Origin of the sequence: Pseudomonas sp. NPDC087814, assembly GCF_044742865.1 — a bacterium.
In the GTDB taxonomy this organism is placed as follows: Bacteria; Pseudomonadota; Gammaproteobacteria; order Pseudomonadales; family Pseudomonadaceae; genus Aquipseudomonas.
On sequence record NZ_JBIUVK010000025.1, the window covers coordinates 41291 to 54367 of the forward strand.

Genomic DNA, 13077 nt, shown 5'->3' on the forward strand with positions numbered 1-13077 from the left:
TGTAGGAGCCGGCTTGCCGGCGATCCCCGGCCGCAGGCCGGGGACAACGAACCTGATGGAAAATTTAAAGACATGAGCGACCAACAACTCGACCCGCAAGCCCTGCAACAGGAAGAAAACTCCCTGATCGCCCTGCGCAAGGAAAAGCTTGCTGCCGAGCGCGCCAAGGGCAATGCCTTCCCGAACGACTTCCGCCGCGAAAACTACTGCGATGCCTTGCAGAAACAGTACGCGGACAAGACCAAGGAAGAGCTGGCAGAGGCTGCAATCCCGGTCAAGGTTGCCGGTCGCATCATGCTCAACCGTGGCTCGTTCATGGTGATCCAGGACATGACCGGTCGCATCCAGGTCTACGTCAACCGTAAAACCCTGTCCGAAGAAACCCTGGCCTCGGTGAAAACCTGGGACATGGGCGACATCATTGCCGCCGAAGGCACCCTGGCCCGTTCCGGCAAGGGTGACCTGTACGTTGAAATGACCAGCGTGCGCCTGCTGACCAAATCCCTGCGCCCGCTGCCGGACAAGCACCACGGCCTGACCGACACCGAGCAGCGCTATCGCCAGCGCTACGTTGACCTGATCGTCAACGAAGAAGTGCGCCAGACCTTCCGCGTGCGTTCGCAGGTTATTGCGCACATCCGCAGCTTCCTGATGAAGCGCGACTTCCTCGAAGTTGAAACGCCGATGCTGCAAACCATCCCGGGTGGTGCCGCAGCCAAGCCGTTCGAAACCCACCACAACGCGCTGGACATGGAAATGTTCCTGCGTATTGCGCCTGAGCTGTACCTCAAGCGGCTTGTTGTTGGCGGCTTCGAAAAAGTGTTCGAGATCAACCGCAACTTCCGTAACGAAGGCGTTTCGACCCGTCACAACCCTGAATTCACCATGTTGGAGTTCTACCAGGCCTACGCCGACTACGAAGACAACATGGACCTGACCGAGGAACTGTTCCGCGAACTGGCGCAACTGGTCCTGGGCACCACCGACGTGCCATACGGCGACAAGGTGTTCCACTTCGGCGAGCCGTTCGTGCGCCTGTCGGTGTTCGACTCGATCCTCAAGTACAACCCTGAGCTGACCGCCGATGACCTGAACGACATCGACAAGGCCCGCGCCATCGCCAAGAAAGCCGGCGCCAAGGTGCTGGGCTTCGAAGGCCTGGGCAAATTGCAGGTGATGATTTTCGAAGAGCTGGTGGAGCACAAGCTGGAGCAGCCGCACTTCATTACCCAGTACCCGTTCGAAGTGTCGCCGCTGGCCCGTCGCAACGATGACAACCCGAACGTCACCGACCGTTTCGAGCTGTTCATCGGCGGCCGTGAAATCGCCAACGCCTACTCCGAGCTGAACGATGCCGAAGACCAGGCCGAGCGCTTCATGGCCCAGGTGGCCGACAAGGACGCTGGCGACGACGAGGCGATGCACTACGACGCCGACTTCGTACGCGCCCTGGAATACGGCATGCCGCCTACCGCCGGTGAAGGTATCGGCATCGACCGGTTGGTGATGTTGTTGACCAACTCGCCGTCGATCCGTGACGTGATCTTGTTCCCGCACATGCGGCCACAAGCGTAACCGTAGCGAAATCCGAAGCCGCCTTTTATAAGGCGGCTTTTTTATGTGGCGTTTATAAGCGTCAAGTAAACAGCGCCAGGTGATCGTTCCCACGCTCCGCGTGGGAACGCAGCCCGTGACGCTCCGCGTCACACTGTGGAGGAAGATCCGTCGTGAACCGCGTAATGGCTCAAAAGGGTGCCGCCGGCATTGCCGCTGCCGTGGCTGAAAGTGTTCAGTACCAGGGCCGCAAGGCCAGTCGCCGGGGCAGTGAGCAGCGCAGGCAGGACATTCTCGATGCAGCGATGCGCATCGTGGTACGCGAAGGCGTGCGTGCCGTGCGTCACCGTGCGGTGGCGGCGGAAGCCGGTGTGCCGTTGTCGGCCACCACCTATTACTTCAAGGACATCGACGACCTGCTCACCGACACCTTCGCCCAATATGTGGAGCGCAGCGCCGCGTTCATGGGCAAGTTGTGGGTGCGTAACGAAGGCCTGCTGCGCGAGATGGTGGCTTATGGCGACGGCAGCCCGCAGTCGCGCTCGCAACTGGCCGATGACATCGCGCGCCTGACCGCCGATTACGTGCAACGCCAATTGCTCAACCGCCGTGAGCACCTGATGGCCGAGCAGGCGTTTCGCCAGGAAGCGCTGCTGAACCCGCGCCTGGCCGAGCTGGTGCGCTCCCACCAGCAAATCCTGCTGCAGGGCACTTGCCAGTTTTTCCAGGTATTGGGTTCCCGCGAGCCGCAACAGGATGCCAAAGTGTTGACGGCGATTATCGGTCGGATGGAATATCAGGGCCTGCTGGGCGGCTCAGAGCCTCTGACCAGCGAAGAAATGCTTGAGATCCTCAAGCGTTACATGCATTTGGTGTTGGCTTCGGTCTGACACAGGGGATTGTCCAATGAAAGCCTGGCGCGTCGTCGTGATCGCCTTGTCGTTCCTGTTGCTCAGCGGTTGCCTGGTGACCTTCAAGGACCCGTTGCCCGCCAGCGAGGCGGCGCCTGATGGACTGCTTGGCAAATGGGCCAGCAAAAATGCCTGGGGTGAGCCGCTCAACCTGCAAATCAGCCGCGTCGGTAAGCACCGCTACAAAGCCGTGAGCTACCCTAAGGCCAAGCCGGGCCAGCGGGATGAATACCTGTTCACGGTTTCCCGGCATGGCAGCCGCTGGTATCTGTCGGCGCCATTGCCGACCAGGTTCGGCGGGCATTACATCCTCGCCGGGTTCGAATTGAATGATGAGCACGAGCTGGTGGTCTACAACCTCGACCTGGATCAGGTCCACCAGGCGGTCGGCCAGAAGGTCCTGAGTGGCAGCACCGTCGAAACCGTCGAGGGTGCCGGTGTGTTGATCGACAGTTCCATGGCCCGGGTATTTGCGTACCTGGATGATCCGGCCAATGCCGATGTGTTCGTCGAAGCCGTGCGCTACCAGCGTGCAGGCAAATAACGTTTAAAGAGGAAGTACCGGGTGGACGATTACCAGCAGACGATACGCGCCTTGTCCGATCGCATTGTGCTGGCGCAAACACCGATTCGCGTCCTCGACGCCGTGAAGTGGGACGAGAATATTCGCCAGGGATTCCTCAAGGCCAAGGGCAAGGAAATGCCGGCGGTGGACCGCGACTACTACCTGACCCGGCCGCTGTCGTTCGATTCCAGCGCGGTGAAGCTCGAGTTCCAGAACATCGAGCGTGACATCACCCGCCAGCTTGGCCAGTTCAACCCGGTCGGGCAGATCATGCGGCGCATGTGCAAGGAGTACCGCATGGTGGTGCGCATGCTCGAAGCGCGGGGCACCGAGGATTTCGGCCTGATCTCCCAGGAGCTGTACGGTGCCGCTTCCGATGCGTTCCATGCCGGTGACCCGACCCTGGCCGACCTCGGCCTGATGATGTCGGACTACCTGAACAATATCGATGGCCGTGGCGACCTCAAGGACGAAGCCAAGACCCTGACCGCCAAGGACGCCGTCAACCTGCTGCAGAGCCGCCTGAACAAGGTATTCGGCGAGGCCGAGGAAACCATCCGGGTGTTCGAGTCCGACGGTATCGTGGCGGATGCGGCGGCAGGTGCCGACTACATCAAGATCCGCGCCGACGCGATGTTCAACGACCGCGACGTGCGCGCCCTGGAGGTCCATGAAGGCCTGGTGCACGTGGGCACCACCCTCAATGGGCAAAACCAGCCGATCTGCACCTTCCTGTCCAAGGGCCCGCCCTCGTCGACCGTGACCCAGGAAGGCCTGGCGATCCTGATGGAAATCATCACCTTCGCCTCCTACCCCAGCCGTCTGCGCAAGCTGACCAACCGCACTCGCGCCATTCATATGGTGGAGCAGGGAGCCGACTTCCTGCAGGTGTTCGAGTTCTTCCGTGAGCAGGGCTTTGAGATGGCGGAAAGCTACGGCAACGCGAGCCGGGTTTTCCGTGGGTCGACGCCTACGGGTCTGCCGTTTACCAAGGATTTGTCCTACCTCAAGGGCTTTATCATGGTTTACAACTACATTCAGTTGGCCGTGCGCAAAGGCAAGCTGGAGCAAGTGCCGTTGTTGTTCTGCGGCAAGACCACCCTGGAAGACATGCGTACCCTGCGCCAACTGGTGGACGAAGGCCTGGTGGTGCCACCCAAATACCTGCCGGATCAGTTCCGCGACATGAATGCGTTGGCGGCGTGGATGTGTTTCTCCAACTTCCTCAACCATTTGAGCCTGGACCGGATCGAGGCGGATTACTCCAATATCCTTTAACGATATCTCTGAAGGAACTCAGTCAAAATGTGGGAGCGGGCTTGCTCGCGAATGCGGTGTATCAGCAACAGATGTGGTTACTGAATCACCGCATTCGCGAGCAAGCCCGCTCCCACCTTGATCTCCATAGGTCTTCAGGATCGTTCCCAACCCATTCACGAGGCTTCAACGGATGAGAATCCTCGGCATTCTTTGCCTGCTACTGACCCTTAACGGCTGCAGCTCCTTATTGTTCTATCCGGAGCGCGGCATGCCGTTCACCCCGGAAAAGGCTCGCCTGCAATACCGTGACGTCACATTGACCACCGCCGATGGTCTGAAGCTCCACGCCTGGTGGCTGCCGGCCAAGGCCGGCGTGCCGCTCAAGGGCACGGTGCTGCACCTGCACGGCAATGGCGGCAATCTCGCCTGGCACCTCGGCGGCAGCTGGTGGCTGCCGGAGCAGGGCTATCAAGTGCTGTTGGTGGACTATCGCGGCTACGGGCTGTCCGAAGGCGAACCTTCGCTGCCGGCGGTTTACCAGGACATCGACGCTGCCTTCAAGTGGATCGACAGCGCCCCCGAAACCCAGGGCCAGCCGTTGATCGTGCTCGGCCAAAGCCTGGGCGGCGCGCTAGTGGTGCACTACCTGGCGGAACATCCCGAACGTCAGCCGCAGCTCAAGGCGCTGGTACTGGACGGTGTGCCGGCCAGTTATCGTGACGTAGGACAATTCGCCCTCAGCACCTCCTGGCTAACATGGCCGTTCCAGGTGCCGTTGTCGTGGCTGGTGCCGGACGGCGACAGTGCGATCAACGCCATGCCCCGGCTGACCGGCGTGCCGAAATTGTTGTTCCATAGCCTGGACGACCCGATCGTGCCGCTCTCCAACGGCATTCGCCTGTATCAGGCTGCGCCGCCACCGCGGGTGCTGCAACTGACCCGGGGTGGCCACGTGCAAACCTTTGCCGACAAGACCTGGCAAACCGTGATGCTGCGCTACCTGGACGACCCCCAGCATTTCAACGGGCTGCGCCGCCTGGGGGAAATCCCCAATTACCCGGCGGCCCCGAACTCCAACGCAGAGAACCCGCAATGAGCGAAGAACGCAACATGATCCCCCTGATCCTCACCGGCATCGGCACCATCATCGGTACCGTTGGCTGCCTGTGGTACTACGGCTATTTGCACTTCGCCAAGCCCGAGGATGCGTTGCTGCTCAGCGACTTCACCATGCTCAAGACCGTGCCGGGCGAGGACTACAAAATCTCCCTGACCCCGGCCGCCCAGGTGGCGCAATGCGTTGATGGCGTGCTGGTGCTGTTTGATACCGAACAGAAAGGGCTGACCGGCGTACTGGTCAACAGCAAGAAGCAGGCAGTGCGTTGCATGGGGCAGGAAACGCCGCAATTGGAGCAGTAGCGCGAGTCAAGTGGGAAAGGTCTGGAACCATTTTAAGTGGATTGCCACAGATTCCGTACTGGCCAGCAGCGCTGGATCGGTTATCTCGGATACTTAATTTGGAGTCACTTGAATGGACATTCCTCGCGTAAATAACTCGTCTTCCCCATTCACTGCCGGTGCGGGGGGAGGTGATTCGCGACTTCAGCAATTGGAACAAGAGATTCAGAAGTTGAAGAACCAGATCGCCCAAGGAGGCGGTGGTGCACAGGGCGCGCAGGGCGAAGAAAGCCTTGAGGAAAGGCTCAAGAGGCTCGAGGCGGAGCTGGCCCAACTCAAAGGGCAGGCGGCTCCGGAGCAGGATAACTCGGCGCCAGTAAGCTACTGACCCGATGCTCTTGAAGCGCACTGGGACCTCTTGATTCCTGGCCTGCAAATAAAAGAATCCCGCCATTTGGCGGGATTTTTCATGCGGCCTCAAACGATCATGCAGCGACGGAGCGGGCGGCGTGGTGTGCGGGCTGGGCCCTCCGGTGCAGTCGTAGTTGATGATGGAAATATCTGGAACCGTATTGCGTAACGCACCACAGAAGCGATGTGATTTACACGAGTTGGGGCGAGAAGGTGGCGATAGATATTGCTGCAATAAGCAACATGGTGAACATGCTCAGGGGGCACGAGAAGCTGGAAATGCTCGACGCCGAGGATCATAAGCTCAAGCAATTGCTCGACAAGCTGTCGGAACATGGCTACGGCGGGAAGATAGAGCTACCAGCCGAGGATCCCAACCGACCTGTCCGGTTCGACGACCCGAAAAAAAACCCACAGTAACGTGGGTTTTTTTTCCAGCATCAATCGATCAGTTGGCCATCGAAGAACGTGGCTTGACCGGCTGGTTGTCGTTGGAGATGGTCACTTCAACGCGGCGGTTCATGGCGCGGCCCGAAACGCTGCCGTTATCGGCAACCGGGTATTCCTTGCCATAGCCCTGGGTCACGATGCGCGAGATATCCACACCCTGGTTGGCCAGTGCGCGCTGTACGGAAGCGGCGCGGCGCTCGGACAGGCTCTGGTTGTACGAGTCGGAACCGGTGCTGTCGGTGTAGCCTTCGACGATCACTTTACGGTCCGGGTTATCGCGCAGGAACTGCGCCAGCTTGGTGATGTTCACCAGGCCGCTGGACTTGAGGTCCGACTTGTTGGTGGCGAACAGCACGTCACCAAAGGTCACCAGTGTGCCGCGATCAGTCTGCTTGGCGTTCAAGCTGTCCTGCAGTTGCTTGATCTGCGCGTCACGGGCCTGCAGCAGGGCGCGGGCACGTTCGTCACCGGCGTTTTTCAGCTTGGCTTCGGACTCACGCAGGACGATGGTGTCCTTGGCCACTTCAACGCGCTGGTTGGTCAGGTAGGCCAGTTGGTCGACCTTCTTCTGGTCTTCCTTGTCGCGGTAGGCCTTGTCAGCCTTGTCCAGCCAGTCGCTGGCGTCTTTGGTTTCCAGCGCCGCTACCTTGGTAGCTTGCGGGTTGGCTTGCAGGGCCGAGAAGTTGGTCCGAGCATTTTCCAGGTTCTGGTTCGGCGGGGTGGAGCAAGCCGCCAGAGCAACGCTCATCGCCAGCAGGGCAGGGATCATCAATTGTTTACGCATAGTCGTGTCGTCCTTTCAATTCGGTTTCGGGTGCAATGCAATCAGGGGCGGCGGCTTACTGTTGCGGCTGGATCACAGCCGGGCGCATGCCTTCCTGACGCAGCTCCTGAACAGCTTTCTGGGAATCCTTCACAGCCTGTTCGGCCTTGGCAGCCTGGGCTTTACGCTCTGCTACGCGAGCGTCCCACTCGGACTGTTCGGCCAGGCGACGGGCTTCGTCGTAGTTCTTGTCGTGCATGGCGATTTCAGCTTGCTTCAGTTTGTCCTGGGCAGACTTCATCTCCACGGCTGCGAACTCGGTACCGCCGGCGCTGACAGCGCTGTTCACCGCAGATTGGGTAACAGCGTATTGCTCGGTCGGCGGGTTGCCGGCGCAGCCAGCCAGTACGAAGCTGGTGCCGATTGCCAGCGCGGCCAATTTAAGCCCGCGCAGGTGGTTAAACGAGGTTTTGGCAGTGCTGGTCTTCATCGTCTTCAACTCCATTAGGTAACTCCTGAAAAACATCAAATCCATCTCCGGCTTGCAGTGTCTGCGGGGCCCGGCGGTTAGCTCAGGACGCCTATTCAAACGGCTGTTCCAAGTGATGGCTTACTGGCTGTGACCGGAAGCTTTTTTGAATAGTTCAGCGAAGATGGCGATTTGCCTAAAAAAATATTTGACTGAACGGTCAGTGTTTAAAAGTTGGAACTTTTGCATGGCGCAGCGGTATCCAGGGCCTGTGGGAGGCCCTGAATACGGGAGGTTAAGGGGTTCGAGGCGCAGGTTTACTAGTGTTTCTGCTTGTCGGACTGAGCTGACAAATCGTGCAGGTAACGCCGTGACAGGCTGAGAAACCGTGGGGTTGGGCCGACATCCTCATACAGCGGATCGCCTTCCTCATCGGTCGCAATCACCTGCTTGCCCTTGATGTAGGGAAAGCTCGCTTCCAGCTCTTCGAGAGCTGCGCCAATCAACTCGCCGAGCAGTTCTTCGGTATGGCGTTTGGGGTACATCTCGGAGATCGCCGCCAGCCTGGCGGCGGCTTCCACGTCCAGATGGATGGCGTATTCGGTTTTGGTCAGGCGACCCTTGGCGTTTTCTTCCCAATGCTGGGCCAGTTCTCGGATTTTCATGGCAACCTCAATGGAGCCCACGGTACGCGGGCGATGATGAGTGACCAGCCGGCCAGCGCGGATAACGCTGCGGCTTACTGTTGAGACTAGCTGCAACTCACAAGGTTTAAAGTTCCTTGTAAGACGTCGCCGTGGGCGGCACTCTTGAAGATCAAAGCGTCCCGGATTTTCTGCTGGAGATTGGCTGATGAGCGATATCGATGCACGTTTGCGTGAGGATGTTCACCTGCTGGGTGAACTGTTGGGCAACACGATTCGAGAACAGTACGGCGATGAATTCCTCGACAAGATCGAGCAGATCCGTAAAGGCGCCAAGGCCGACCGCCGTGGCGCAGCCTCGGAGCAGGTGGCCGGCGAAGAGCTGAGTGCCAGCCTCAATCAACTCAAGGAAGACGAACTGCTGCCGGTGGCGCGGGCCTTCAACCAGTTTCTCAACCTGGCCAACATCGCCGAGCAGTACCAGTTGATCCACCGCCGCGATGAATCAACCCCGGCGCCGTTTGAGTCACGGGTACTGCCGGAACTGCTGGCACGCTTGCAGAGTGAAGGCCACAGCAGCGAATCCCTGGCGCGCCAGTTGGGCCGGCTGGAAATCGAACTGGTGCTCACCGCTCACCCCACCGAAGTCGCCCGCCGCACCCTGATCCAGAAATACGACGCCATCGCCGCACAACTGGCCCTGCAGGATCACCGCGACCTCACCACCGCCGAGCGCGAGCAGATCCGCAATCGCCTGCAACGCCTGATCGCCGAAGCCTGGCACACCGAAGAAATCCGCCGCACCCGGCCCACGCCGGTAGACGAAGCCAAGTGGGGCTTTGCGGTGATCGAGCATTCGTTGTGGCACGCCATCCCGAATTATTTGCGCAAGGCCGATCACGCCTTGCACGCGGCTACCGGCCTGCGCCTGCCTCTGGAGGCCGCGCCGATTCGCTTCGCTTCCTGGATGGGCGGCGACCGCGACGGCAACCCCAACGTCACCGCCCCGGTCACCCGCGAAGTGCTGTTGCTGGCGCGCTGGATGGCGGCTGACCTGTACTTGCGCGACATCGACCACCTCGCCTCCGAACTGTCGATGCAACAGGCCAGCCCGGCATTGCAGGCCAAGGTGGGTGACAGCGTCGAACCTTACCGGGCGTTGCTCAAGCAATTGCGTGAGCGGCTGCGCGCCACACGCCAATGGGCCCACACCTCGTTGACCAGCACCACGCCGGCGCCCGCCGATGTGCTGCAAAACAACCGCGACCTGCTCGAGCCTTTGCAACTGTGCTACGAGTCGCTGCATAGCTGCGGCATGGGCGTGATTGCCGACGGCCCCCTGCTGGATTGCTTGCGTCGGGCGGTCACGTTCGGGCTGTTCCTGGTGCGCCTCGACGTACGCCAGGATTCCACCCGCCACTGCGCGGCCATGACCGAAATCACCGACTACCTGGGCCTTGGCCGGTACGAGGATTGGGACGAAGAGGCGCGCATCAGCTTCCTGATGAAGGAACTGGCCAACCGTCGACCCTTGTTGCCGGGCTACTTCAAGCCTTCGGCAGACACCGCCGAAGTGCTGAACACCTGTAAGGAAATCGCTGCCGCACCGGCTGCGTCCCTGGGTTCCTACGTCATCTCCATGGCCGGCGCCGCGTCGGACGTGTTGGCCGTGCAACTGCTGCTCAAGGAGTCCGGCGTACAACGGCCGATGCGTGTGGTGCCGTTGTTCGAGACCCTGGCTGACCTGGACAACGCAGGCCCGGTGATCGAGAAACTGCTGCTGTTGCCGGGTTATCGCGCCCGCCTGCAGGGCCCGCAGGAAGTGATGATCGGCTACTCGGATTCGGCCAAGGACGCGGGCACTACCGCCGCCGCCTGGGCGCAATACCGGGCCCAGGAACGGCTGGTGGAAATCTGCCGCGAACAACAAGTCGAACTGCTGCTGTTCCACGGTCGTGGCGGCACTGTAGGCCGCGGCGGCGGCCCGGCTCACGCGGCGATTCTGTCGCAGCCTCCTGGGTCGGTGGCGGGGCGTTTCCGCACCACTGAGCAGGGCGAGATGATCCGCTTCAAGTTCGGCCTGCCGGACATCGCCGAGCAGAATCTCAACCTGTACCTGGCGGCGGTGCTGGAGGCAACCTTGCTGCCACCGCCACCACCGGAGCCGGCCTGGCGCCACTTGATGGACGAATTGGCCGCCGACGGTGTCAGCGCTTACCGCGCCGTGGTGCGGGAAAATCCGCAGTTCGTCGAGTATTTCCGCCAGTCCACGCCGGAGCAGGAACTGGGTCGCTTGCCCCTGGGCAGTCGTCCGGCCAAGCGCCGGGCTGGTGGCATTGAAAGCCTGCGGGCGATCCCGTGGATCTTCGGCTGGACCCAGACCCGCCTGATGCTGCCGGCCTGGCTCGGCTGGGAAGCGGCGTTGAACAATGCCCTGAAGCGTGGCGAAGGCGAGTTGCTGGGGCAGATGCGCGAGCAGTGGCCGTTCTTTCGTACCCGCATCGATATGCTGGAAATGGTGCTGGCCAAGGCCGACGCCGATATCGCCCGGCTGTATGACGAGCGATTGGTGCAGCCCGATCTGCTGCCATTGGGCGCGCACTTACGCGACCTATTGTCGCAGGCGTGCAGTGTGGTGCTTGGCCTGACTGGCCAGTCTCAGCTGCTGGCCCACAGCCCCCATACGCTTGAGTTCATCCGCCTGCGCAACACCTACCTGGACCCGTTGCACCTGCTGCAGGCCGAATTGCTGGCCCGATCGCGACAACAGGAAGCGGCACAGGACAGCCCTCTGGAACAGGCGCTGCTGGTGTCTGTGGCCGGTATTGCCGCTGGTTTGCGCAACACCGGCTGACATTTATGGCGTGTTCTCAATAGCTTGCAGATACCCCGCGCCGGTCGCCGTAAAATTGGCGACCGGCGTTTTGCTGTCAGGGTTGTACCTGCCTATAAAGCCAGCGCGGCGCGGGTTTCTCCTACTTTCGGCGGCTTGTGTGGTTTGGGCCTGCTGTGTATCTTGATCAGCCTTTGGCCGTTTGTGCGGCCTGGACCCAAAATTTCCGAGATTGGCCCCACGCGGCGAATCCGAGCGTCATCTCTATAAAAAATTGAGGAGCACATCGATGCGCGTCATTCTGCTGGGAGCTCCCGGGGCCGGTAAAGGTACTCAGGCAAAGTTCATCACTGAAAAATTCGGCATTCCACAAATCTCCACCGGCGACATGCTGCGTGCGGCCGTCAAAGCCGGCACCGTGCTGGGCCTGATCGCCAAGAGCGTGATGGACAGCGGCGGCCTGGTCTCCGATGACCTGATCATCAACCTGGTCAAGGAACGCATCAGCCAGGAAGACTGCAAGAACGGTTTCCTGTTCGACGGCTTCCCGCGCACCATTCCCCAGGCTGAAGCCCTGGTGAAGGCCGGCGTCGAGCTGGACAACGTGGTGGAAATCGCCGTTGAAGACGAAGAGATCGTGCAGCGTATTGCCGGTCGTCGTGTTCACGAGGCCTCGGGCCGCGTCTACCACATCGTCTACAACCCGCCGAAAGTCGCGGGCAAGGACGATGTTACCGGCGAAGACCTGGTACAGCGTAAGGACGACACCGAAGAGACCGTGCGTCATCGCCTGTCGGTCTACCATTCCCAGACCAAGCCGCTGGTGGACTTCTACCAGAAACTCTCGGCCGCCCAGGGCAAGCCGAAGTACAGCCACATCGAAGGTGTGGGTTCGGTTGAAGCCATCACTGGCAAAGTACTGGAAGCGCTGATCTGATCGTTCATCCGCTTGATTGACAACGGCCCGCTTGCGGGCCGTTGTTGTTTATACTGACGCACTTTTTTTCAACGTGGATGCATACACCGATGAGCACCTTGCTGGCCCTGGACACCGCGACTGAAGCTTGCTCCGTTGCCCTGCTGCACGATGGCAAGGTTACGAGCCACTACGAGGTGATCCCGCGCCTGCACGCGCAGAAGCTGTTGCCGATGATCAAGCAATTGCTGCTGGACGCGGGCACCACCTTGTCGGCAGTGGACGCCATCGCATTCGGGCGCGGCCCGGGCGCGTTCACCGGCGTGCGCATCGCTATCGGTGTGGTCCAGGGGTTGGCGTTTGCGCTGGAGCGTCCGGTGTTGCCGGTGTCCAACCTGGCGGTGCTGGCGCAGCGGGCATTTCGCGAACATGGCGCCAACCAGGTCGCGGCGGCCATCGATGCGCGCATGGATGAAGTGTATTGGGGCTGCTACCGCGAAACCGCTGGCGAGATGCGCCTGGTGGGGGCTGAAGCTGTGCTGTCGCCTGAAACGGCGGCCTTGCCGGCTGATGCCAGCGGCGACTGGTTCGGTGCCGGCACCGGCTGGGGCTACGGCGAGCGCATTGGCGTGACGCTTGCCGGCCAGGATGCCGGAATGCTGCCCCACGCCGAAGACCTGCTGGCCCTGGCACGCTTTGCCTGGGAGCGAGGCGAGGCGATTCCGGCGGACCAGGCGGCGCCCGTGTACCTGCGGGATAAAGTGGCGCAGACCAAGGCTGAACGCGGGATTATTTGACGTCAAAAGTGCGGGCAATTTCAGACAAAAATAGCCAATCGTCAGAATTTGCCCGCGCTTTTAAACCTTTTACCAATTATGTGTTCTAGTTATCACCAGAGCATTT

14 protein-coding genes are annotated in these 13077 nt (G+C 60.6%); 11 read left to right on the plus strand and 3 right to left on the minus strand.

The features are described from left to right. Positions 1-72: 72 nt before the first annotated feature. The 8 genes from lysS (at position 73) to ACIOMR_RS18735 (ending at position 6519) form a co-directional block, all read left to right on the plus strand. Positions 73-1575 carry a lysine--tRNA ligase gene (lysS, locus tag ACIOMR_RS18700; RefSeq protein WP_003219243.1) on the plus strand — a complete coding sequence of 501 codons (1503 nt, stop codon included), beginning with the start codon at positions 73-75 and terminating at the stop codon, positions 1573-1575. A 152-nt stretch (positions 1576-1727) separates the two neighbouring features. Next, the gene (locus tag ACIOMR_RS18705; RefSeq protein ID WP_087695218.1) at positions 1728-2444 is read left to right on the plus strand and encodes a TetR/AcrR family transcriptional regulator; all 717 of its coding nucleotides are present in this window, start codon (positions 1728-1730) and stop codon (positions 2442-2444) included. 16 nt (positions 2445-2460) lie between these two features. Then, positions 2461-3009 (plus strand): hypothetical protein, encoded by a 549-nt coding sequence (locus ACIOMR_RS18710; protein ID WP_087695217.1) that lies wholly within the window; start codon positions 2461-2463, stop codon positions 3007-3009. 21 nt (positions 3010-3030) lie between these two features. Next, entirely contained in the window at positions 3031-4308 is a 1278-nt protein-coding gene (locus tag ACIOMR_RS18715; protein WP_003219237.1) for a flavohemoglobin expression-modulating QEGLA motif protein, read from the plus strand. A gap of 172 nt (positions 4309-4480) precedes the next feature. Next, the gene (locus tag ACIOMR_RS18720; RefSeq protein ID WP_023659124.1) at positions 4481-5386 is read left to right on the plus strand and encodes an alpha/beta hydrolase; all 906 of its coding nucleotides are present in this window, start codon (positions 4481-4483) and stop codon (positions 5384-5386) included. Next, on the plus strand, positions 5383-5709 hold the full coding sequence (locus ACIOMR_RS18725; RefSeq protein ID WP_003219233.1) for a hypothetical protein: 327 nt from the start codon (positions 5383-5385) through the stop codon (positions 5707-5709). The genes ACIOMR_RS18720 and ACIOMR_RS18725 overlap by 4 nt, the downstream gene beginning before the upstream one ends. A 112-nt stretch (positions 5710-5821) precedes the next feature. After that, positions 5822-6076: a FlxA-like family protein gene (locus ACIOMR_RS18730; protein WP_003219231.1), complete on the plus strand. Its 255-nt coding sequence runs from the start codon at positions 5822-5824 to the stop codon at positions 6074-6076. Positions 6077-6285: 209 nt separating this feature from the next. Then, positions 6286-6519: a hypothetical protein gene (locus ACIOMR_RS18735; RefSeq protein ID WP_401195728.1), complete on the plus strand. Its 234-nt coding sequence runs from the start codon at positions 6286-6288 to the stop codon at positions 6517-6519. A gap of 28 nt (positions 6520-6547) precedes the next feature. Here the strand turns inward: ACIOMR_RS18735 and ACIOMR_RS18740 are convergent, their stop codons facing one another. From ACIOMR_RS18740 to ACIOMR_RS18750, 3 genes are all read right to left on the minus strand, one after another. Continuing rightward, positions 6548-7333 carry an OmpA family protein gene (locus ACIOMR_RS18740; RefSeq protein WP_003219227.1) on the minus strand — a complete coding sequence of 262 codons (786 nt, stop codon included), beginning with the start codon at positions 7331-7333 and terminating at the stop codon, positions 6548-6550. Positions 7334-7388: 55 nt separating this feature from the next. After that, positions 7389-7817 (minus strand): DUF4398 domain-containing protein, encoded by a 429-nt coding sequence (locus tag ACIOMR_RS18745; RefSeq protein WP_003219226.1) that lies wholly within the window; start codon positions 7815-7817, stop codon positions 7389-7391. Between the two features lie 284 nt (positions 7818-8101). Then, positions 8102-8446, minus strand: a complete 345-nt coding sequence (locus ACIOMR_RS18750; protein ID WP_003219222.1) for a hypothetical protein — start codon at positions 8444-8446, stop codon at positions 8102-8104. Positions 8447-8633: 187 nt separating this feature from the next. On the opposite strand from ACIOMR_RS18750, the gene ppc reads away from it, so the two are divergent. From ppc to tsaB, 3 genes are all read left to right on the plus strand, one after another. Continuing rightward, a complete protein-coding gene (gene ppc / locus ACIOMR_RS18755; RefSeq protein ID WP_401195732.1) occupies positions 8634-11279 on the plus strand; it encodes a phosphoenolpyruvate carboxylase in 2646 nt (881 codons plus the stop codon). A 268-nt stretch (positions 11280-11547) separates the two neighbouring features. Continuing rightward, positions 11548-12195, plus strand: coding sequence for an adenylate kinase (adk, locus tag ACIOMR_RS18760; RefSeq protein ID WP_401195735.1), 648 nt, complete (start codon positions 11548-11550; stop codon positions 12193-12195). An 89-nt stretch (positions 12196-12284) separates the two neighbouring features. Beyond that, positions 12285-12971, plus strand: a complete 687-nt coding sequence (gene tsaB / locus ACIOMR_RS18765; RefSeq protein ID WP_003219215.1) for a tRNA (adenosine(37)-N6)-threonylcarbamoyltransferase complex dimerization subunit type 1 TsaB — start codon at positions 12285-12287, stop codon at positions 12969-12971. Positions 12972-13077: the final 106 nt, after the last annotated feature.